At 56.1% G+C, this 22,100-nt stretch carries 21 protein-coding genes; 11 read left to right on the top strand and 10 right to left on the bottom strand.

The window, feature by feature from the left end:
- Nucleotides 1-6 precede the first annotated feature (6 nt).
- Entirely contained in the window at nt 7-222 is a 216-nt protein-coding gene (locus tag NQ492_RS03870; protein WP_004291535.1) for a hypothetical protein, read from the bottom strand.
- 319 nt (nt 223-541) lie between these two features.
- Between NQ492_RS03870 and NQ492_RS03865 the strand changes: the two genes are divergently transcribed.
- From NQ492_RS03865 to NQ492_RS03850, 4 genes are all read left to right on the top strand, one after another.
- Nucleotides 542-799 (top strand): hypothetical protein, encoded by a 258-nt coding sequence (locus NQ492_RS03865; RefSeq protein WP_232509265.1) that lies wholly within the window; start codon nt 542-544, stop codon nt 797-799.
- Between the two features lie 520 nt (nt 800-1,319).
- Nucleotides 1,320-1,760, top strand: coding sequence for a GNAT family N-acetyltransferase (locus NQ492_RS03860; RefSeq protein WP_015548004.1), 441 nt, complete (start codon nt 1,320-1,322; stop codon nt 1,758-1,760).
- On the top strand, nt 1,757-4,417 hold the full coding sequence (locus NQ492_RS03855; RefSeq protein WP_015548003.1) for an AsmA family protein: 2,661 nt from the start codon (nt 1,757-1,759) through the stop codon (nt 4,415-4,417). The genes NQ492_RS03860 and NQ492_RS03855 overlap by 4 nt, the downstream gene beginning before the upstream one ends.
- 5 nt (nt 4,418-4,422) lie before the next feature.
- Nucleotides 4,423-5,340: a LysO family transporter gene (locus NQ492_RS03850; protein WP_259873762.1), complete on the top strand. Its 918-nt coding sequence runs from the start codon at nt 4,423-4,425 to the stop codon at nt 5,338-5,340.
- A 192-nt stretch (nt 5,341-5,532) separates the two neighbouring features.
- On the opposite strand, the gene NQ492_RS03845 is transcribed toward NQ492_RS03850, so the two are convergent.
- The 5 genes from NQ492_RS03845 to NQ492_RS03825 form a co-directional block, all read right to left on the bottom strand.
- A complete protein-coding gene (locus NQ492_RS03845; RefSeq protein WP_015548002.1) occupies nt 5,533-5,817 on the bottom strand; it encodes a winged helix-turn-helix domain-containing protein in 285 nt (94 codons plus the stop codon).
- A gap of 4 nt (nt 5,818-5,821) precedes the next feature.
- The gene (locus NQ492_RS03840; RefSeq protein ID WP_015548001.1) at nt 5,822-6,412 is read right to left on the bottom strand and encodes a hypothetical protein; all 591 of its coding nucleotides are present in this window, start codon (nt 6,410-6,412) and stop codon (nt 5,822-5,824) included.
- A 4-nt stretch (nt 6,413-6,416) separates the two neighbouring features.
- Nucleotides 6,417-7,040, bottom strand: a complete 624-nt coding sequence (locus tag NQ492_RS03835) for a hypothetical protein (protein ID WP_015548000.1) — start codon at nt 7,038-7,040, stop codon at nt 6,417-6,419.
- Between the two features lie 13 nt (nt 7,041-7,053).
- Entirely contained in the window at nt 7,054-7,287 is a 234-nt protein-coding gene (locus NQ492_RS03830; RefSeq protein WP_015547999.1) for a 2TM domain-containing protein, read from the bottom strand.
- 257 nt (nt 7,288-7,544) lie between these two features.
- Nucleotides 7,545-7,841, bottom strand: coding sequence for a GNAT family N-acetyltransferase (locus NQ492_RS03825; RefSeq protein WP_015547998.1), 297 nt, complete (start codon nt 7,839-7,841; stop codon nt 7,545-7,547).
- Nucleotides 7,842-7,910: 69 nt separating this feature from the next.
- On the opposite strand from NQ492_RS03825, the gene mutY reads away from it, so the two are divergent.
- Complete coding sequence (mutY, locus tag NQ492_RS03820; RefSeq protein ID WP_015547997.1) at nt 7,911-8,975, top strand: A/G-specific adenine glycosylase; 1,065 nt, start codon at nt 7,911-7,913, stop codon at nt 8,973-8,975.
- Between the two features lie 74 nt (nt 8,976-9,049).
- Here the strand turns inward: mutY and NQ492_RS03815 are convergent, their stop codons facing one another.
- Together NQ492_RS03815 and zupT are read right to left on the bottom strand one after the other, a co-directional pair.
- Nucleotides 9,050-10,003: a calcium/sodium antiporter gene (locus NQ492_RS03815; protein WP_044054602.1), complete on the bottom strand. Its 954-nt coding sequence runs from the start codon at nt 10,001-10,003 to the stop codon at nt 9,050-9,052.
- A gap of 37 nt (nt 10,004-10,040) precedes the next feature.
- Nucleotides 10,041-10,844 carry a zinc transporter ZupT gene (gene zupT, locus NQ492_RS03810; protein ID WP_015547996.1) on the bottom strand — a complete coding sequence of 268 codons (804 nt, stop codon included), beginning with the start codon at nt 10,842-10,844 and terminating at the stop codon, nt 10,041-10,043.
- Nucleotides 10,845-11,210: 366 nt separating this feature from the next.
- Between zupT and NQ492_RS03805 the strand changes: the two genes are divergently transcribed.
- Entirely contained in the window at nt 11,211-12,440 is a 1,230-nt protein-coding gene (locus NQ492_RS03805) for a site-specific integrase (RefSeq protein WP_259873760.1), read from the top strand.
- Nucleotides 12,441-12,746: 306 nt separating this feature from the next.
- Here NQ492_RS03805 and NQ492_RS03800 read toward each other — a convergent pair whose 3' ends face one another.
- A complete protein-coding gene (locus tag NQ492_RS03800; protein WP_149886948.1) occupies nt 12,747-13,265 on the bottom strand; it encodes a DUF3408 domain-containing protein in 519 nt (172 codons plus the stop codon).
- A gap of 275 nt (nt 13,266-13,540) precedes the next feature.
- Here NQ492_RS03800 and NQ492_RS03795 point away from each other — a divergent pair, with 275 nt between their 5' ends.
- Both NQ492_RS03795 and NQ492_RS03790 read left to right on the top strand, forming a co-directional pair.
- The gene (locus tag NQ492_RS03795; RefSeq protein ID WP_014775546.1) at nt 13,541-13,954 is read left to right on the top strand and encodes a hypothetical protein; all 414 of its coding nucleotides are present in this window, start codon (nt 13,541-13,543) and stop codon (nt 13,952-13,954) included.
- Nucleotides 13,951-14,841 (top strand): IS3 family transposase, encoded by an 891-nt coding sequence (locus NQ492_RS03790; protein ID WP_014774758.1) that lies wholly within the window; start codon nt 13,951-13,953, stop codon nt 14,839-14,841. The genes NQ492_RS03795 and NQ492_RS03790 overlap by 4 nt, the downstream gene beginning before the upstream one ends.
- A gap of 241 nt (nt 14,842-15,082) precedes the next feature.
- On the opposite strand, the gene NQ492_RS03785 is transcribed toward NQ492_RS03790, so the two are convergent.
- Nucleotides 15,083-15,655: an RNA polymerase sigma-70 factor gene (locus NQ492_RS03785; RefSeq protein WP_231839942.1), complete on the bottom strand. Its 573-nt coding sequence runs from the start codon at nt 15,653-15,655 to the stop codon at nt 15,083-15,085.
- A gap of 231 nt (nt 15,656-15,886) precedes the next feature.
- On the opposite strand from NQ492_RS03785, the gene NQ492_RS03780 reads away from it, so the two are divergent.
- The 3 genes from NQ492_RS03780 to NQ492_RS03770 all read left to right on the top strand — a co-directional run bounded on the left by NQ492_RS03780 (nt 15,887) and on the right by NQ492_RS03770 (nt 22,031).
- Complete coding sequence (locus tag NQ492_RS03780) at nt 15,887-16,840, top strand: FecR family protein (RefSeq protein ID WP_044054601.1); 954 nt, start codon at nt 15,887-15,889, stop codon at nt 16,838-16,840.
- A gap of 296 nt (nt 16,841-17,136) precedes the next feature.
- On the top strand, nt 17,137-20,559 hold the full coding sequence (locus tag NQ492_RS03775; protein WP_229028790.1) for a TonB-dependent receptor: 3,423 nt from the start codon (nt 17,137-17,139) through the stop codon (nt 20,557-20,559).
- 11 nt (nt 20,560-20,570) lie between these two features.
- Entirely contained in the window at nt 20,571-22,031 is a 1,461-nt protein-coding gene (locus NQ492_RS03770) for a RagB/SusD family nutrient uptake outer membrane protein (RefSeq protein WP_259873758.1), read from the top strand.
- Nucleotides 22,032-22,100 lie beyond the last annotated feature (69 nt).

Genomic DNA, 22,100 nt, shown 5'->3' with positions numbered 1-22,100 from the left:
TAAGGGTCAAAGGGTGAATAACCAAAGGATGAAGCCGAAGAAGGCAATGGTGGAAAGGATAGCCACGATTACACCTATCGCCACTCGGAACACTCCGTTTACAATCTCTCTGATGATACCCCAAAGGATGCCGAACACCCCGAAGGCGGTGCGCATCATCAAGCCGCATATCGCCAACCCGATGTGTTGCGCCATTTGTCTGAAATTTGCCGTTGCCGTCATATCTTCGCTGTTTTTGATTTTTTTGTTTTTAATGCGGATTCAAGAGCTGAGGGAGTTGAGTTTCAAACTATCTTATCTGCCTCTCGTTTATCCGACATTTTTTTTATGCGTCTTTCTGTCGCATCGGTCGTTTTCGTTTCGGGTGCTTGAAAAGGTAGGGATTAGGGAATGCAAGGTTTTTCGGGGAAATACTACCCGAAGGGCTGGAGATTTCCGCAGAAAACAGGAGGCTTGACCTTGCTTTCCCGTCCAATCCCGGAATTACCTTTGCGCCCAGAACGAAAATGACTGACTGATGCGGCTCACTGAAAGGCGCAAAATGGAGGTAAACGAAAACAGAGGCAGATTGGGTGGAAAAAAACTTCAGGGGAAAATCCGTAAAAAAAAGAATCACCAAAAGGAAAAAGACATCACCGGAAGCGTGAAAAGCGCAAACCACAACAATCATTCTTCCCGGTTTGCCCGCTGTGTGTGGCCGCCTGTTTCATTCATGGGGCAGGCTGACACACTCTGCATTCACTTTCCGCTTCCGGCAAAAGAGACAGCGAAAAAAGAAAAATCATTTGAAAACCCGTAAAAGCACCTCTTGGCATAGGCGCAAAAGAAAGGGGCATCGCATCATCAGTCTAAACATCGTTTAGGCGTGAGGCAATGCCCTTTTCTCCGGCTATGCGGTAGTCGGCACACGTTTGTTCCAAACTCGTTTTGGGCAATGGTGTGCCGACGGATAAAACCGCTTTTACGGAAAAATCTTATGAATGAGGGGATAAAAAAAACGGGAGTTTATATCAAAATCTCGAATTAAATAGCTACTTTTGCATATGAAGAGTTCTTTGAAGGTTACGCAACGCGCAGAAGGATAATGCAGTAGATAACTAACTAAATCGTAACCTATTACTATCATGAGCGACTAACCTACGCTCATTTCCAATAAATTACACTCTTTTCGTAACTTCCTGAGACAAAGATAATATTATTTTGCAAATCGCGGCTATTTTGTGCGCCGTTTCAGGGCGCGGGCCGTTGCGGGGTAAAAGTACGCTTTTTTCCGCAGACTGCCGCAACGTTTCCGTTAAAAAGGTTATCTTTGTGCTGAAATGAAACTTGAGGTGCGACAGGTGACCGAGGTCACCGATTCGCTGCTCGAAGCGTTCGGGCGGCTGATGCCGCAGCTTTCGCCGCGGCTGGAGGCCCCTTCCGGGGAGCGGCTGCGGGCAGTGGCGGCGAACCCTTCGGCGGCGCTTTTCACCGCGGAGTCCGGCGGCGCTGTCGTCGGGGCGCTGACCTTGGTGTGGTACGACGTGCCGTCGGGGCGCAAGGCGTGGATCGAGGATGTGGTGGTCGACGCCGCGGCCCGGGGATTCGGGGCGGGCGAGGCGCTCGTGCGCGCGGCGCAGGCGCATGCCGCCGAGGTCGGCGCCGGGAAGGTGATGCTCACCTCCAACCCTTCGCGCGGGGCTGCGCGCAGACTGTACGCAAAAATGGGATTCAAGGAGGCGGAAACCACGGTTTTTGCCTGTAAAACAGATACGGAATGAAAAAAATCGTGAAGATCGCGGTTATAGCCGTGGTCGTTATCCTGGCTATCGCCCTGATCGCGCCGGCCGCGCTCCGGGGCAAGATCGCCGACATCGTGAAGCGCGAGGCCAATGCCATGCTCGCCGCCCGGCTGGATTTCGAGAACCTCGACATCAGCCTGCTGCGCCATTTCCCCAACGCTTCGGTGGAACTGAAGGGGCTGACGCTGGTGGGCGTCGACCGTTTCGAAGGCGACACGATCGTCGCCGCACGGCGTATTTCTGTGGTCGTCAATCTGATGTCGCTTTTCGGCGACAGCGGATTCGAGGTGACGAAGGTCATCCTCGCCTCGCCGGCGGTGCATGCGCACAAACTCGCCGACGGAGCCGTCAGCTGGGACGTGATGAAACCCGCGGAGGCTCCCGCGGAGGAGGTTCCCGCAGAGGAGTCCGCGCCGTCGTCGTTCCGGCTTTCGGTCCGCGACTTCCGCATTTCCGACGCGGCGATCCGCTACGAGGACGATTCGACGAACATGCGGTTCTCGACCGCGCCCCTCTCGCTGCGTCTCCGGGGCAACATGTCGGCCGACCGCACCGACCTCGACCTGCGGCTGACGGCCGCCGCCATGCGTTTCGTGTCGGGCGGCATTCCGCTGTTGAGCGACGCCGAGGCGGAGCTTGTCGCCGTGATCGACGCCGACCTTGCGAACAACCGCTTCACCTTCTCGCGCAATACGCTGCGTCTGAACGCCATTTCGGTCGGTCTCGACGGCTGGGTCGAACTGGACGGCGACGCCGTGGCCATGGACCTCAAGGCCGGCTGCGACAAGGTGCAGTTCAAGGACGTTCTGTCGCTGATCCCGGCCTTCTACACCCGTGAGTTCAAGAACCTCACGGCGGGCGGCGAACTGTCGATGGAACTCTGGGCCCGGGGCGAAATGCGCGGCCCGGCGCTTCCGGCCTTCGAACTGAAAACCGAGGTCCGCAACGGCAGTTTCCAGTACTCCTCGCTGCCCAAGGCCGTGACGGACATCAATATCGCCGCCAGGGTCTCGAACCCCGGATCGGTGATGGACAAGACGGTCGTGGATCTCTCGAAATTCGGGCTTCGGATGGCCGGAAATTCCGTTGCGGCGACCTTCTACGCCACGAATCTCGTCAGCGACCCCGTTTTCCGGGCTTCGGCCGACGGACGGGTCGACCTGGGAGCCGTGAAGGAGGTCTATCCGCTGGAAAAGGGCGTCGACCTGGGCGGTCTGATCACTGCGGACCTAAAACTTTCGGGCCGCATGTCCGACATCGAGAAGAACCGCTACGAACGGTTGGGCGCGCAGGGAACCTTCGTCGTCGAAGGGGTGGGGCTGACGCTTCCCAACCTCCCGGCGGTCCGTATCCGCCGCGCTGCGGCCACCGTCACGCCCGCCGCGATGACGCTCGGGGAGTTCGGCCTGACGGTCGGCAGGAGCGACCTTTCGGCCAACGGCCAGCTGACCGGTTACATCGGTTACCTGCTGCGGGACGACGTGCTTTCGGGGCGCCTTTACGTGAAATCGGAGCTGCTCGACCTGAACGAGATCATGGACGCCATGCCCTCGGCGGAAGGCGGGGCCGCGGACGAAGAGGCTCCGGCGGAACCGGTGCGGGCCATCGAGGTCCCGCGCAACCTGAACCTCTCGCTCAACACCGATCTGCGAAAGGTGCTTTTCGAAAAGATGACGATCGGCGACATCTCGGGCGAGATGCGCGTTGCCGGCGGCGCGCTGTCGCTCGAACGGCTTGCGATGGGCGTCTTCGGCGGCAGGGCCACCGCTTCGGGCAGCTACTCGACGGCTGCCGATCCGGCGCGTCCGGTCCTGAAACTCGATGCCGCCGTTTCGGGCGCTTCGTTCCGGAAGACCTTCGAGGAGCTGGAGATGGTGCAGCAACTCGTGCCGATCTTCGCCAAGACGGGCGGCGACTATTCGCTGTCGCTCGACCTCGGCACGTCGCTCGACGCCGCAATGTCTCCCGACCTGCGGTCGCTCAACGCTGCGGGCGAGATCAAGTCGGCCAATATCCACGTGCAGAATATCGAGGCGTTCGATGCCCTGGCCAAGGCGCTGGGCAACGACGACCTGCGGAAAATCGAGGCCCGGGATGTCGCCATTCGTTTCTCCATTAAGGACGGGCGCATCACCACGCAGCCCTTCGATCTGAAGATGGGCGGCGTGAACATCAACCTCGCGGGTTCGACGGGGCTTGACCAGACCATCGACTACAAGGCCCGGGTGGCCGTTCCGGGCGGGAAGACGCTCCAGTCGGTCGGCGTGAACATCGGCGGCACGTTCTCCTCGCCGAAGATCACCCTCGGGATCAGGGAGGCCGCCGAGGAGGCCGTGAAGAACGTCGTCGACGAGCAGATACAGAAACTCACGGGCAGCGAGTCGCTCTCGGAAGAGATCGCCAAACAGGCTGAAAACCTCCGCGCCGAGGCGAAGCGCGCCGGCGAGAAACTCATCGCCGCCGCGCAGGAACAGCGCGCGAAACTCGTCGAAGCCGCGGCTTCGAAGGGGGCTTTGGCCAGGATCGCCGCCGAGAAGGGCGGGGATAAGCTGGTGCAGGAGGCCGAGAAGCAGGCTGCCAACCTCGAAGCAGAGGCCGAGCGGCAGATCGAGAAACTCACGTCGAAAAAGGAGTAATCGGAATGCTTGCAATATTCGCCGTCATCATCGGAGGCATTGTGACGGGGCGCCTGCTTGTCGGCTGGCGCCTCGCCTTCGTACAACGTCTCATCACCTTCATTATCTGGGCGCTGTTGTTCCTGCTGGGCGTCGAGGTCGGTTCCGATCCGGCGGTCGTCGGCTCTCTGGCGACGCTCGGGGCGGCCGCCTTTGCGATCTTTGCGCTGTCCGTTGCGGGGAGCGTCTTCGCTGCGTGGTTGCTGTGGCGGCGTATTCGCGGCCGCGCCGTGTCTGCGGACGAAGGCGGAGATGCGGACGAAGCTCCCGTTTCCGCGTGGACGGCCCTGAAAGGGAGTCTGGTGATCGTCGTCTTTTTCGTCGCGGGGTGCGTCGCGGGGCTTTTCGCGCCGTTCGACATGACCGGTTCGCGTATGAGCGCCTATGTGCTCTACGCGCTGATGTTCTGCGTCGGCGTGACGCTGGGCAACGACCGCACCCTTGCGGAGCGAGTCCGGCGGCTCGATCCGCGGCTGGCGCTGCTGCCCGTCGCTACGGCCGTAGGCACGCTGGCCGGTGCGGCCCTCGCCGCGCCGCTGCTCGGCGGCTGGTCGCTGACCGACTCGCTGGCCGTGGGCGCGGGATTCGGCTACTATTCGTTTTCGAGCATCTTCATCGCCGACCTCCGGGGACCGGAGCTGGCGACGATCGCCCTGCTGTGCAACGTCATGCGTGAAATCTTCACCCTGCTGGCCGCACCGCTCGTGGCGCGCTGGTGCGGACCTCTGGCCGCCGTGTCGATCGGCGGCGCGACGACCTTCGACACCACGCTGCCCGTCATCACGCAGGCCGCCGGGCGGCCCTATGCCGTGGTTTCGATCTTCCACGGCTGTGCGCTCGATTTCAGCGTCCCGTTTCTGGTGACGTTCTTCTGTTCGATCTGACAATGCGGATTGGCCGCGGTGTGATCCGGGGTTTTGCTTTTTCGTGTTATATCTTTTTTTGTATCGACTTTTCGAAGCGTACGCCATCTCCCTCCCTGAGGGAGGGTCGGGGTGGGGTCAGACTTGTATACGACGCCGAAGGCGGCGGCAACGACTATCGACAGCAACAGGGGATCCAAGTATATGATTTGCCTATTTCTTTATATAGCTTTGCAGCGCCTCGACGTAATCGGCGAAGGCGTCGCGCCCGGCGTCGGTGATGCGGCACACCGTGCAGGGAATCTTGCCGCGGAAGGTCTTCTCGACTTCGATGTAACCGGCTTTTGCGAGTTTGTCCAGCTGCACCGAGAGATTTCCGGCGGTGGCTCCGGTCTGCTGCCGGATGAAGACGAAGTCGGCGCTTTCGACCCCGATGAGGATCGAAACGACGGCCAGCCTCAATTCGGAGTGCAACAGGGGATTCAGCTCTTTGAACATCGCGTTATCGGGCAGGGTGGTTCGACTTGTAGTTGAGGATATGCCCCGGAACGATCATCATCACCACGAATCCGGCGATGAAAAGCAGCGGCTGCCACATGTCGCCGGCGATCAGCGTGAACGGAGCGAGGATGATGGCCGCGACGCCCCCGACGGCGGTGGGCGTGAAGCGGATGATCAGCCCCGTCACGGTGGTTCCCATGCCCATGATGAGCAGAATGATGAAGAGTATCGGCAGGCGCATGGGCATGAAGAGCGCCAGCATGCTGACGAACCACGCCGAAAGACCCATTACCGTCCAGACGTTCCCGATCACGCGGTCGACGAACGTGCGCACCTCGCCTTCGGGCTTCTTCTCGCGCGAAATCCACATCAGCAGCCAGCCCAGCAGGGGCAGCATCAGCCAGAGGTAGTTCCAGCGCGGGTCTTGGAAATAGAGGACTGCGCCCCAGACGGCGAGCGTCGTCAGTACGGTGGCGTAGCCCCATGCCAGCAGCGGACGGCCCGAGTTGCGGACCATGCGGCTGCGGGTGTTTTCGATCATGCGGCCGATCAGCGCCAGGCTTTCGGCGGCTTCGAGTTTACGGTCTTCCATGGTGTTATCGGTTTTCCGAAGCCTCTGCGGCGTCGCGTTTGACTTGTCGTTTGAGTGCGTATCCCGAGCCTGTGAGCCCGACGAGGACCGCCACGGCGAACTGAATCAGGTTGCCGTCCGGGTTGACATTGATCCACGATTCGCGGATGATGCCGAAGGCAACCGGCAATAGGAAGCACGAAACGTAATACATATATTTGTTGTGAATCACCGTTCCCGAGATGAAAAGTCCTGCGCTGATCAGCAGCAGGACCGGGAACAGCGGATCGACAGGCCATTCCCGCTCCATGCAGATCACGAAGGTAGAAAAGGCGGCCAGACCTGCTATGCATCCCCATACCTGTTCCAGCAGGCGGTCGGTGTAGCTTTTGACCTGCGTAGCACGGCGGCGGTTGTACCACCACGTAGCGGCCCATCCGGCGGCCAGTGCGGGCAGCCACAGCCATTGCCAGGCGCGACTTTCGGTGAAGGTCAGCAGGAGGAAAATCCCGACGGCGGTTGCGGCGAGCAGGTATCCCCATAGGATGAAGAGGTTGCTGCTGCCCGACGAAAGGTTGCGGCGCGTGTCGCGGATCATGCGCTGGATGAGTTCGATGCTTTGGTCGGCGTTGAAGTTTTTGTTGTCCATCGTTTCGTTTTTTTCAGCGGTTGCGGTAATTGCATTCGTCGTCGCAGTCGAACAGATACCAGGCGAGCGACAGGGCGATGTTCAGCCCCCATCCGGCGATGACCCACAGCACCCACCAGTAGTGGGGCGAGGTTTGCCAGTTGACGAAGGCGAGAAAGGCGCAGACCACGACGCAGGTGGTCAGGCGGCGGATGAACCAGCGCGCGAAAAGGCGGCGTTTGTCGGTGCGGGCGGGAGTGATTTCCATGGCTTTTTCCGGTTGTGAGCGGCTGCTCGGTTTGTAAATCCATTACAAATATAAAGTAGTTTATAAAATAAACCAAATTTCGAGCCGGAAATTTTTCGGAAAAAGCGAATACCTATATTTATTGAGCGGGAAGTGTTTATTGAGCGGGAAGATGCCTGTCGGGAGGAGGCAGAATCGGACCCTTCGAAAAGAGTCCGGTTTCGCGGCGGGGCGCTCCCTGCGGGCAGGCGGTTGTGGGGGGCCGAACCTGCCCGGGCCTACTTGTTTTCGGCGGTCAGCACCAAGTCCATCCATTCGGGGTGGCGGCGGATATAGGTCGCGACGAACGGGCATTGGGGGACGACCTTGAGCTTCTTTCTGCGGATGTCCTCCAGCACGCCCTGCACCAGCTCCTTGCCGATGCCCCGACCTTCGTACTTCGGGGGCACTTCGGTGTGCGTCAGTACGATAAGTCCGTGTCCCAAAACGTATTCGGCCAGGGCCATGCCGTCTCCGAGGTCGAGTTCGTAACGCTTTTCGGCGGCGTTGTCGATCAAAGTGTGCTTCCTTTCCATATGCATCTCGTTTTAATTGGGTCGGAATGCTTCAAATTTGATTCCGAAGTCGTATTTTTGTCTTCCGTTATGAACCGCATTGCCGAAATACTGCTCGACTGGTACGCCCGCGAGGGTCGTGACCTGCCGTGGCGCCGTACGCGCGATCCCTACCGGATCTGGCTCTCGGAAGTGATCCTCCAGCAGACCCGCGTGGCGCAGGGGATGGAGTACTACCTCCGTTTCACGGAGCGTTTTCCCGACGTTGCGTCGCTCGCCGCCGCGCCCGAGGACGAGGTGCTGAAACTCTGGCAGGGGCTGGGCTATTACAGCCGCGCCCGCAACCTCCGGGCCGCCGCCCGTGAGGTCGTAGAGCGTTTCGGAGGGGTGTTTCCCCGCTCGTTGGACGACGTGCGTTCGCTGCGCGGCGTGGGCGACTATACCGCGGCGGCCATCTGCTCGGCGGCTTACGACGCTCCGTGCGCCGTCGTCGACGGCAATGTCTACCGGGTGCTCTCGCGGCTCTTCGACCTCGCCGAACCGATCGACACCACGGCCGGAAAACGGGCTTTCGCCTGCTTGGCGCAGTCGCAGCTCGACGCCGCGCATCCGGGCCGCTACAACCAGGCGATCATGGACTTCGGGGCGATTCAGTGTACGCCCGCGTCGCCCCGCTGCGAAGCATGTCCGCTGTCGGAGAGCTGTCTGGCCCTCGCTGCCGGAACCGTCGCCGACCGTCCCGTGAAACGAGGCAAAACCCGGGTCCGCGACCGCTGGTTCAATTACCTGCACGTCGCCTCGGGCGACCGGGTCCTGCTGCACCGCCGCGAGGGGCGCGACATCTGGCAGGGACTTTACGAGTTTCCGCTGATCGAGACCGACGCTCCCGTTGAATTCCCGGACCTCGCGGCTCTGCCGCAGTTCCGCCGCCTGCTGGGCGACGGTCCGTGGCATCTGGTGCGCAGCGTTTCCCTGCCCCGGCACCAGCTGTCTCACCAGCGGCTTCATGCGGTCGTTCACCGCATCGAAACGCCTGCATTCACTCCGGCCGCCGCTGCTATGGCCGTCCCGGCCGACTCGCTGGGCGACTATGCCGTGCCGCGGCTTGTCGACCGTTACCTGATGCAGGCCGGTTCGGACGACTCCTCGTTTTAAATCCCGTCGAGGCGGGGATTTAGGGGAGGGGCAGATTTGTAAACACGGCTGTGAGCCGTGGGTTTGCGGTCGGATTATCGTATCAGATACCCGATGTGGGCGACGTAGATCGCCAGGAAGATCGCGCCCTCCCAACGGTCGATCGCCCGGCGTTTGAACGTGAAGGCCGCGAGGAACAGCAGCACCGAACTCAATACGACCATCAGCAGGTCCCAGACCGTGATGCCGCCCATCGAGAGCGGATGGATCGTCGCGCTCAAGCCCAGGATCAGCAGGATGTTGGCGATGTTCGATCCGATGACGTTGCCCAGCGCCATGTCGGCCTTGCCCTTGAACAGCGACACGAGCGACGAGGCCAGCTCGGGCAGCGATGTGCCGCCAGCCACGAGCGTGATGGCGATCACCGATTCGCTGATTCCGAGCCGCCGGGCGATCTCCGTGGCGCTGCGGAGGAACATTTCGCCGCCGAAAATCAGTCCGGCGAGGCCTCCGACGATCATCGCGGCCATGAGCCATCCGGCCATTCCGGGTTTCGCTCCGGCGTCCGGGGCCGTCGCCTCGGGCCGTTTCGTGGTGCGGATCGTGTACCACATCAGCGCACCGTAGAGCAGGAGCATGACGATGCCGTCGATGCGTCCGATGCGGTCCGCCGCACCTTTGAAGACATAGGAGTCCGCTGCCAGCGCCAGCAGCAACAGCGATACGATCACTCCGAACGGAATGTCGCGGCGGATGTTGCCCGCCGTGAGCGGCAGGGGGCGGATCAGGGCGCAGACGCCCAGGATGACGAAGACGTTGAAGATGTTCGACCCCACGACGTTGCCGATTGCCACGTCGCTTTTGCCTGCGATGGCCGAGAGCACCGACACGACCAGTTCGGGCGTCGAGGTGCCGACGGCGACCACTGTGAGCCCGATGATGAATTCCGGCACGCGGAACCGCTGCGCCAACGCCGCGGAGCCGTCCGTCAGGAAGTTCGCGCCTGCGAGGATCAGCCCGAGGCCAATGATGAGGAGTAAGATGTCCAAACTATGAATTTTGAATTGTGAATTCTGAATTGTTTGATCATGCCAGCAGGATCAGACTCACGGCCATCAGGGCCATGCCGGCCACCACGCCGTAGATGGAGATGTGCGCCTCGCCGTATTCGCGGGCCGCGGGCAGCAGTTCGTCGATCGAGATGAAGACCATGATGCCTGCCACGCCGGCCAGGATGCAGCCCATCAGCGTCGGGGTCATGAAGGGCGTCAGCACCAGATAGGCCAGTACGGCGCCGACCGGTTCGGCGAGGCCCGAGAGGAGCGACAGGCGGAAAGCCTTTCGGCGGTCGCCCGTGGCGTAGTAGATCGGGATCGAGACGGCGATGCCTTCGGGAATGTTGTGGATGGCGATGGCCACGGCGATGGCTACGCCGAGGGCCATGTTGTCCACCGCCGAAGTGAAGGTGGCGATGCCTTCGGGGAAGTTGTGGATGCCGATGGCCAGCGCCGTCATCACGCCCATGCGCATCAGACGGGGATTGTGCGGCTGATGGTCCATCTCCTCGACTCTGTGTGCTTCGTGGGGATTCTCGATCGAGGGGACCAGCCGGTCGATGACGCCGATCAGCAGAATGCCCGCGAAGAAACTCGCCACGGTGACGATCACGCCCGTGTGTGCGCCCCATTCGGCCGAGAGGGTCGTGTTTGCCTGCTGGAACAGCTCGACGAACGAGACGTAGATCATCACGCCGCCCGAGAGGCCCAGCGAGAACGAAAGCAGCCGTTTGTTGGTGCGTTTGGCGAAGAAGGCGATCGCGCTGCCGATGCCCGTGGCGAGGCCCGCGCCGAGTGTCAGCAGCAGGGGGATGAGGATATTGTGTTCTTCCATACGAATCGTTTTCGTTTGTTTGGCAAATACGCAGCAAACCGTCCGGGTTGCCGGGTTTTCCACCGCAAAGATAATGCATAAAACGAAATACCGAACCCGCAAGGGTTCGGTATTTGTAGGTAAACGAACATGCAGAAAAGAGTAAATATCATGTTTACAGGTATTTAATTCTCTGTTCTGCATATGCTCCGAGCAATAGAATTGCACATTCGGGCAGGTTTAACGGTGAGTTGTGTTACTTATCCGTTACCTGCCCGAAATGCTTTGATTTACACTAAAGTGCTTGTTTTCAGCTTATTGTGTTGGATTTCCGCATAACAAATAACCTGACTTAACGTTTAACAAATCCACAAAGTTCAGGTTATCATGCAACGCAGCACTTTCAAAGTCCTTTTCTACGTGAAAAGGCAGTCGGAAAAACATGGTCAGGTTCCCGTCATGGGCCGTATCACGATTAATGGTACGATGTCGCAGTTCAGCTGCAAACTCACCGTTCGCTCCACCCTTTGGGATGCCAAGGCGAACAAGGCTTCCGGTAAGAGCCTCGAATCGCAGCGTCTCAATGAAAAACTGGAAAATATCAAAACCAATATCGGCAAGCAGTACCAACGCCTCTGCGACCGTGATTCGTATGTTACGGCCGAAAAGGTCCGCAACGCCGTCCTCGGTATGGGCGACGACTGCCGCCTGCTGTTGCAGACCTTCGACGAATACCTTGCAGGGTTCCTCAAACGTGTGGGCAAAGACCGCGCCTATTCGAGCTATGACAATTACCGCAAACGCCGTAACCGGCTTGCCTCTTTCCTCGAATACGAATACCGTGTAAAAGATATTCCTTTCAAAGAGCTGAAGCGGGATTTCATCGAAAAGTTTGTGGTCTACCTCTCCTCGGTACAAGGGATGCGTTCCGGGACGATCCATTCGACTATCAAGAAACTGAAGCTGATGACCTACACGGCGTATAAGAACGGCTGGATTGCCGTCGATCCTTTCGCCGGGTTCTATGTCAAAGCGGAATACGCTGAACGACGTTATCTATCCGCTTCGGAATTGCAGGCCGTGATGGATGTCAGGCTCCCCAACTACCGGACGGGCATTAACCGGGATGCCTTCGTTTTCTGCGCCTTTACGGGCCTGAGCCATGCAGACGTAGTAAAACTCACCCACGCGGACATCCATACGGACGATAACGGAGAGCGCTGGATTATCGACAGGCGCCAGAAAACAGGTACGCAGTTCCGGGTCAAACTTCTTCCCGTTGCCGAAATGCTCTACGAGCGTTATAAGGATATGCACCTCTCAGGCGACCGGGTCTTTCCGCTCAAAGGCACTTATAATACGCTGAACATGTCCTTGCGGCATGTTGCCAGACACGCCGGTCTGTCGTTCAACCCCACGATCCACCTCGCGCGGCATACCTTCGCCACGACGGTTACGCTCACGCAGGGCGTACCGCTGGAAACGGTCAGCAAGATGCTGGGGCATAAGCGGATCACCACGACCCAAATCTATGCTAAGATCACCAATGATAAAATCGGACAGGATATGGCGGCATTAAGCGAGAAACTCAGCAGCGTCTTCAAGGTCGCACGGTAATGGCCTCCTATCTTACAGCTAATTCGATTCCCGATCTTACTTCGTCAATAGCAGGGTAATTTTCGATGTAAGTTTTCCCGCCGGCAGGGAATTTATCGTCAGAGATGGAAATATGCAAGGCCATGCGAATCGCCCGAGGGGCGAGCCTTGCATATTTCCATCCCCGGCGTTTTGCTGGTCGCTACCGTCGGAAAAGGCGACATTCTGCGGCTCCTGACGATCCGGTTCTGATGTTCAGCCGCGAGCGGCCTGCCCGTTCGACGGCCCCTTCCGTCCTGCTATCTGCCGTCGAAATACCCCGCTTTTTCAAAACGGCCGTCTGTTGTTCTTCTTCTCGTGGAGATAATTCAACTCGTCGCTGTAAATGTCCATGACGAACCGCAGCATATTGTCGGCCAATGCCGTAAGCCTTGTCGTATCGTCTCCCAGCAGGTGGAGGATTGCCGACACTTTGCACTTGGTTTGGGTACTGACATAGATCGCAGAGCGATTACGGCAATCCACCGGAGCGAAGAACATGCGTTCGAAATCCGGAAGCGCGAGCTTTTTACGCCGGAATCCGGCCGACTCCTTTCCAGTAGTCGTTTGGGTGTCGACGTCTGTTTTCTCAGCAGTCGGTGCCGATGCTCCGGATACCGTTTCCGATGTGTTTCCCTCGGGAGTGTCCGTATCTTCCTCTTCCGGTTCGGGAATCCTGCGGACGACTTTCGAATCCAAAGGGGCCTGTCCGGCGATCATCTGACGCATCAACTCCTCGTCGACTTCGATACGGGGATGTTTAGAAGGATTGGGTGCGGGTTTGTCAGTTTCTTTTAATGAATCCATGGTACAACGTTTTTGAGATTGAATGTTCGGTTTGCAGTCGTAAAGCATGTGTGTTCGGTTTTATGTTTTAAACCATTCAAAATATCGTTTTCCGTTTAATGCGGTTTATATCGGGATAATGAACGCAATAAGAAAACCGACCTTTCATGCTGCAAGATACAACCGACTGAAATACCTCGGTTCCGATGTCCGCTCCAGACCGCTCCAGTCCGCACCGAGGCAAAAATTACGGACTGTCCCGTCCTGAAAAAGGTTTACAGAAAAGAGTAAATCTTATGCAGCAAACAACGAATTCAGACTTATCGCGTCATTATTTACCGCGTCAGTTGCGTCATCTGATTTTACAGGAGTATTTGAGCGGAGTCAAGACGGCTCGCCAACTCTCCGAAGAACATGGTATTCCCATGTCTACGATTCATAAGATGGGTCAGCGCTGGAAAGCGAAAAATAGTTGTAGCTTTGTGAGTACCCCTAATCCTTATCCGATCATGTCCCGCGTTACGAGTGAAGAAGCCAGTGAATTATTATCCGAGAACAAAGCCCTTCGGCGGCGCTTGGAAGAGGCTTTATTACGTCTGGAAGGCTATGAGATCATGGGAGATATCCTCCAAGAAGAATACGGTATCGACCTGCTAAAAAAATCCGCAGCCGGACAGTCCAGCGTCTCAAAGAAAGACACACAGCAATGAGCCTGTCGTTTCTGTGCGGGTTGTTCGGCTATACCCGTCAGGCCTATTATAAACATTTACGGCGTAATAGGGAAGGATCCTTGTCCGACACCCTTCTTTTGGAGCGGGTGGGTTACTACCGGAAACTGATGCCCAGGCTCGGCGGTCGTAAACTGTGGCATTTGCTGCAACAAGACGGATTTCCGGTCAGCCGGGATCGGTTATTTACGCTGCTTTCGGAAAACAATCTTCTGGTCAAACGTCGGAAGAAATACAGCGTTACGACCTGCTCGCGGCACTGGATGCGTAAATATCCGAATCTGATCCGGGGTTTCGACCTCGAGCGGCCGCATCGTTTATGGGTCGGAGATATTACGTACATTTCTTTGAAAGAAGGATTTGCATATCTGGCTTTGATAACGGATGCCTATTCCAAACGGATCGTAGGCTATGATCTGAATACGACATTGGAACGGGACGGAGCGCTCCGTGCACTGAGGATGGCCATAGACCAGACTCCGCAGCAAAAACGGCAAGGGTTAATCCATCATTCGGACAGAGGATGCCAATATTGTTCGAAAGAATATGTGAAATTGCTGACCGATAATGGGATTCGCATCAGCATGACTGAAAAGGGCGATCCGTATGAGAATGCCGTTGCCGAACGGGTGAACGGTATTCTGAAGAGCGAATGGATCGACGAGGAATGTTTTGAAAGTTTTCAGGCAGCAAAAGAACGCATCGACCAGATCGTTATCCTTTACAATTCACTCAGACCTCATGCCAGCTGCGATTGGCTTACGCCCTTGGAAGCGGAACTTAGAACCGGGAAACTCAAACATCATTGGGGCCGAAAGACGGTTGTTCGGAAGGCATATGTAAACTTATATCAGGACAATATTTTTTGAACCAAAATGTTTATCTTTAATTATCAATCACTGTAAACCTTTTTCAGGACGGGACAAAGTGGATAAGGATGAAGCCGAGGTGCTCTTCTGGCAGAAGATGTTGGAACCGTTCGACCGATACGGGCGCATGGATGTCAATGCCTACATGGAGAGTTTCATTCGAGTATGATTTCATTTTCAGAGCCAAGTACAGAACTGTTTATTGTGACCCTAATTTCACTTCGGAGGCGGATTCTTTCTATTAGATAAAGATAATCGAGAAAAAGTCTTTCAATGCGCGACGCAACTTGGTAACTGCCTGTTGAAGTTGTTTGTCGACCTTTTTCTGCGGAATGCCAAATTGTTCGGCAATCTCCTTGTAACTCTTTCCCTCCAGCCGCCGGGCCTTGAATATCTGCTGCGTCAGTTCCGGCATTTGTTCGAGTTGGGCCCGGCATATTTCGAGAATTTCGTTCCGGAACAGGATGTCCGGGTCGCAACTCTCGATAGCTCGGGTATAGTAATCCATTGCGCTGCGCTCTTTGAGTTTGATCTGTTCGTATACGGCCTGTCCTATTTGCTGATTCCGGCGATACATCAGGCAATTGTTCCGGATGACTTTATACAGATAGGCTTCGATGTTCGCCCCGTTAATGTTGTCGCGATGTTCCCATACGGCCATGAAACTGTCGTGCACGATATCTTCTGCCGTTTTGGAATCCCGCACATAGCTGTTGGCTATGAGCAGGTATTTCCGCTTGTATTGACGGAATAGCTGCTCGAAAAGTTGCTGTGAGAACGACGAAGCTGTGTCCATAGAGAGTATTCTATACACAAAGATATAATATTTTCCCGGAAGAAATTCTGAAAATAAAATTACGCCCGTACGGACGGAATGCGAAGCGGTTCCGGAAAGCGCGGATCAGAGAAGCCGGAGCATGTGCTTAATTCACACCGTTTCAATGAATTGAACATATTGAAAAAAATATTTTCGTGATTTGTTGTTTGTTCATGGGGGAAAGAGGAGCAGTTATGCATCTTTATTATCAGATAGAGCCCATAAAAGATGAAAGAAGAAATTACAAACGCCCAGTTGTTTCGGTTCTGTGCCGGAGAAACGACAGTCAAAGAGAATGATCGAATTGCCGCCTGGCTGGATGAGAATCCCGAAGAGCATCAGCAACGGCTGAACGACGTGCATTCGATGTACCTTGTAAGCATTTTATGCGACGAATCCGAAGCTAAGCTGCCGACACGACGCTCTGCATGGGCCACTTCTTTCCGTCGGTATGCTGCCGGCATTGCCGCCGCCTTGTTGGTCGGATTTGCAGGCAGCTATGCATTCTTTGCCTTCCGGCTGAACGGCTGGGCCCAACAGCAGACCGTCATCGAGGCTCCGGCGGGCCAGCATGTCCGGATTTCACTCAACGACGGTTCGGAGGTCGATCTGAATTCCGGAAGCCGGCTCATCTACCCTTCGATTTTCAGTGGCAAGGAACGCCGGGTCAAACTCGTCGGTGAAGCCCGGTTCGATGTCAGCCACAACGAAAAACAGCCTTTCATTGTGGAGACCTTCGCCTACGATGTCCGGGTGTTGGGAACCGATTTCAATGTGATTGCCGACGAGGCGAAAGGCCGGTTCTCGACGGCATTGTTCGAAGGCCGTGTGTCCGTCCGCAACCATCGGACCAGCGAGCAGGTCGTCATGGAACCCAATACGGTCGTCCGGCTCGAAAACGGCTACTTGTATGTGGACGAACTTGAGAATTGCGACGAGTATCTATGGACAGAGGGTATTCTGTCGTTCCGGAACGACTCGTTCGATGAGGTCGTTGAGAAACTCAGGAAATATTATGACGTCGAGATTGAAATCCGATGCGCTACGCTTCCGAAAGTGGCCTATGGACGCCTCAAAATCCGCATTTCAGAGGGAATCGAACATGCTTTACGCGTGTTGCAGCTCGCCTCTGATTTTACCTACGAATACGATCACGACCGGAACAGAATTATCATCCAGTGATGGTTTCATAAAGTTTAATACCACCCCCAAACGAAAATTGCCTATGAAGAAATGACCGAACGATCCACCATTGCCTTTCCGGTCGGACGTGAAAAAACCTGCAGGCGGGCAAACACCTGCAGGCCGGAGTCCAATCGGAAAATGATCAACCTTTTCTCAAAATTGAACTTTAATTCAACAAAAGTATGAATAAAAAGATTATTCAGCGAATTAGTTTGTTAATTCTTTTATTCGTTCTGCCCATCGCATATCCCGTAACCGACATTCACGCGCAAGACGTTCGTGTGACTATTCGTATGGAAAAGGTTCGTATGGAGCAGGTTATGAATGAGATTGAGCGTCAGACGAAATATCTTTTCGGAAGCGCCGAGAACGTGGATGTGAAACGCATTGTTACGGTACAGGTCGTGAATCGTCCGCTGCAGGAGGCGCTTGACGCCATGCTCCGGGGAACAAATGTATCCTATACGGTCCAGGGCTCGAACATTGTACTGAAGAACGGACGCTCTGAAGCCGAGGCGAAGAAGCCTGCTGTGATTTCCGGTGTCGTACGCGATGCGGCCGGCAACCCGGTTGTCGGAGCAGCCGTAGTCGTGAAAGGTACGACGATTGGGATCAGCACGGACTCAGAGGGCCGGTTTTCGCTCCAGGTACCCCCCCCCGCTTCGCAGGCCGTTCTGGAAATCAACTATTTGGGGTATGCCCCGGCGGATGTTCGGGTCGGCAGCGCCACTCGCTTCGACATTACGCTCAAAGAGGATAGCCAACAAATCTCGGATGTGCTCGTTGTCGGCTATACGCCCATGCGCAAAAGCGACTTTACGGGCTCGATAGCGAGTGTCAAAGCCAGCGAACTGACGACAACGACGCCCACCATGGCGCAGGCGCTTGCCGGCAAGGTCGCCGGCGTGGAGGTCCGGCAGGCCGACGGCGCGCCGGGTGAGGGCGTGCAGATACGTGTGCGGGGTGTCAACTCGCTCTCGGCTGGCAGCGATCCGCTGTATGTTGTCGACGGTTATCCTGCCTCGGAGGATGTTTACATCAATCCGGGCGATATCGAGAGCATCGACATTCTGAAAGATGCCGCCTCGGCTGCAATCTACGGTTCGCGCGGCGCTTCGGGCGTCGTGCTGATTACAACCAAACGCGGCAAAGAGGGCGAGCGCGCCAAGATCAGCTATGATTTCTCTTATGGTATTCAGCAGCTCGAACGTAAGGTCGATCTGTTGGATGCGAACCAATTCCGGGACCTGTACATTGCTTCGCGCAACGATTCCTATCGCCGGAAAGCGACGGCCGCCGGCATTGCGTGGAGTCCCAACGACGACAATACGATTCGTTCGGCCAAGGGATTTTCGCTCGCCGATGTCGGTATCCACCCCATGTTCTACGATTTTACGACCCGGACGCCTGTCGAACAGCAGTACAATACCGACTGGCAGGACGAGGTGTTCGGCAACGCCGGAATGATGCGCCACAACATTTCGGTGACGGGAGGTTCCAAGGCTATTCGCTACATGGCCAGCGTCGGCTACATGGATCAGGATGGTATTATCGCCCCCTCGAATCACAATCGCATTAATGCCCGTCTGAATCTCGATGCACAGATCACCAAGCACTTTTCGGCCAGCCTGAGCTATTCGATGTACGACGTCAAAAACAAAGTGGTACAGGCGGAAGGGCGTATGATCAATGACGGTGTTATTCAAAGTATGCTCATGTATCTGCCCAACCTGCCGGCCTATGAGGAGAACGGCGATTACGCTCGTAGCGCCATGATCCGGATGGTGACGGACTGGGGCATCAATTTCCCCGAAAATCCGCTCGTCATCGCCAACGAACTGGATATTTCGGAGAAGACTTCGCGCCACAACCTGAACTTCAACCTGGTCTATGAACCATTGCCCGATCTGAAGATCTCGGCGCGACTGGGACAGCAGTGGTACAACTACCGCTATTTCTACTACCGGCCGATGAGCATAGGCCGAAACAGCACGCCCGCCTATGGGCCCGAACTGGCCTCCTACAATATCGCCCGCTCGAGTTCGACCTACGATATCGACCGGCTCGGGGAGTTCACGGCAAGCTACAAGAAACAGCTCGGACGCCATCACGTCGATGCGCTCATCGGCTATACGCTTCAGCGCAAGACCTACGACCGACTCGGTGTCCAGGCTACGGGATTCGCCGACGACCGCATCCACGAGGTGACAGCCCACGGCCCGAAAGATTCGGACGTATCGCTTTATGAAACCCGCAAAGCGGCTTGGTCGATGATGTCCTATCTGGCGCGTCTGAACTATTCGTTCGACGACCGTTACACCGTGACCGGAACGTTCCGCACCGACGGTTCGTCGCGTTTCGGCGTCAATAACCGCTGGGGATATTTCCCGTCGGTATCGGCAGGCTGGACGATCTCGAACGAACCGTTTCTGAAAGATGCGCTCGAAAACATTGCTACGGTCCGTATCCGTGCCAGCTGGGGTAAGAGCGGCAACAACGACATCGGCAATTATTCCAGCATTGCAGGTATCTCGACCGGAAGTTATGCTTTCGGCACGACGGCCGTATCCACTTCCCGTCTCGGCGGGTTTGCCGATTCGGAACTCGGATGGGAAACGACGACGCAGACCAACATAGGTCTGGACCTGGGATTTTTCAACAGCCGGTTGAATGTGATTGCCAACTATTACAACTCCATCTCGACCGACATCCTCTATAACGCACCGATCTCCGCGATTTCCGGGTTCACCTCTTCAACGACCAACATGACCGATGCGAAGATCCGCAACCGTGGTTTCGACCTGCAGGTCGACGCCCGATTGCTGACCGGCAAGGTAAAGTGGAATGTCAGCACGAATATTTCGATCAACCGTAACAAAGTGGTTAGTTTGGGCGGACTGGACGACATTCTCTCCACATCGGAGCGTTCCGTGCAATCGCATATTACCAAAGAAGGCTATCCCATTGGGTCGTTCTACGGCTACAAGGCCGTCGGCATCATGTCGGAACTCGATTACAAGAACGCGCTGAAGGACCGGGAGGTTTATCTGGCCAACGGCAGCAAGTTCCCTGCCGGCTACACGCTGCAAGGGCCTGCCGTACCCAGCTATGCGCTCGACGATCTGTCCTACGGCAATACGATCTGGAAAGACGTGAGCGGCGACGGCGTCATCGACACGAACGACAAAACGATTTTGGGGAACGCTTATCCCGACTTTACGGGCGGCTTCTCGACCAGCCTCTCGTGGAAAGGCTTCGATCTGGGAGCGAGCTTCACTTACTCGTACGGCGGTGAGGTGATCAATTTCCAGGATTACTATCTGTTCAACGTGGAAGGATCGTCGAACCAGTATGCGATTGCCGCCGACCGTTATGTGTCGGATACGAATCCGGGGCGCAACAACGTACCCATCGCCACGCGGATCTCGGTGACGAACCAATCTCTCAAACTCTCTTCGTACTATGTGGAGGACGCCTCTTATTTCCGCTGCTCGAACATTACGTTAGGCTATACGTTGCCCAAACGTCTGCTCCGGAAGATCGGGGTCGAATCGTGCCGGGTATATGTCAGCGGCGACAACCTCTTCACTATTACCGACTACCGCGGTTACAACCCCGAGGTTTCGTACAAGAGCAGCAACCTGATGCCCGGATTCGACTGGGGTTGCTATCCGCTGTCGCGTATCTACTCGGTAGGTTTAAATTTAACGTTTTAATCCGTTCTGTTATGAGAATCAGTCATCTGTTTATTCTTCTTGCAGCGTCGGCTATGCTGACTGCGTGCGATTTTCTCGACGAATATAATCCCAATTCAGTGACAGTCGGCAATTACCATACTTCCGAAGAGGACATTGTCGCATCGCTTAACGGCGTCTACACCTCGCTGACGCAAAGTTATGTTGCCGATAACTATCACTATTTTACCGATGTGCGCGCCAATGCGACCGTCGTAACCAACAGCGGCGCCAACAGCGGCATTCCCTATCAGTTCTACAATTATACGCTTACCGAGGAGAATGTCTATGTTTACAACCGTTATTCGCAGTTGTACAAGATCATTTCGCGCGCCAATACGCTCTTCGCCCATCTGGGGGATGTCAGTTATGCTACTCCTTCGGCCCGCGATACGTATGAAGCCGAAGCCCGGTTCCTGCGCGCTTTGTCTTACTACTGGCTGGTAACCGAGTGGGGTGACGTGCCATTGGTGCTCAAGGTTCTGGAGAGTACGGAAGAGGTTCGGGCCAACAATTACCGCCGCCCGAAGGCCGAAATCTACCAGGCCATTTTCGACGACCTGAAATATGTGACCGAAAGCCCCCTGCTTGATGTGCAACCTGCCTCGGCATGCGGCAAGGTCAGTAAGGCTGCCGCATGGGCACTTTGGGGCAAAGCCTTGTTGCAGCAGGCTTGCGATGAAGATTTCATCGGCTCGAAATCCGAATTGCTCGGACAGGCGATCGGGAAACTGACTGCTGCCTGGGATCTGCGCAAGTTCGGCGAACTCTCGTCGGTTTCCTATTCCTCCGTCTGGGACCTCTCTACGCAGAAGTCGTGTGCGGAAAATATTTTCCAGGTCAACTATATTCAGGGGAACGCCGACCTGGGATCGGTGTGGAATTATATGTACGGTCCTGAGGGAGCGGGCGTCACCTCGCAGAGAAAAGGCGAGATGCAGAACGTCACGATACAGGCTGTCTATGATTCATTCGAGCCGGGCGATGTCCGCCGCTCTTTCCTGCGGGCAACGAACAAGGCGGGGCAGACTTACTATCACACCATGAAGTATGCCGATCTGGAATGCGGCGCCAACGGGTATGGAGGCAACAACTGGATTGTGCTGCGTTATGCCGATGTGGCGCTGATGCTGGCTGAAGCCTATTATTGGTCGAAAGAGGAAACATTGGCGAAAACCTGGCTGAACAAGGTGCGTGAGCGTGCCGGGCTGGGCGATTGGTCGGGGAGCGACCTGCGTCAGGGCATCTACGATGAACGCCTGCACGAATTCATGCAGGAGGGGCTCCGCTGGCAGGATTTGCTGCGTATGTACGATCGTATGGAGATGCTGGAGCACTTCAGCGCGATCAATTCCAATTTTTCGTTGAAAGACTTGTTACTGCCTATTCCCTACAACGAACGGATTCTCAATCCCGAAGGCCTTTATCAGAATCCGGGATACGGAAGCAATTAAACGGTTCGGGACATGAAAAGATTCTCGTTAATTCTTCAGGCATTCCTGCTCGGTTGCACGGGTATCCGT

Source organism: Alistipes shahii WAL 8301, assembly GCF_025145845.1.
GTDB classification, from domain to species: domain Bacteria; phylum Bacteroidota; class Bacteroidia; order Bacteroidales; family Rikenellaceae; genus Alistipes; species Alistipes shahii.
This window is presented reverse-complemented; position numbering and strand designations above follow the sequence as displayed.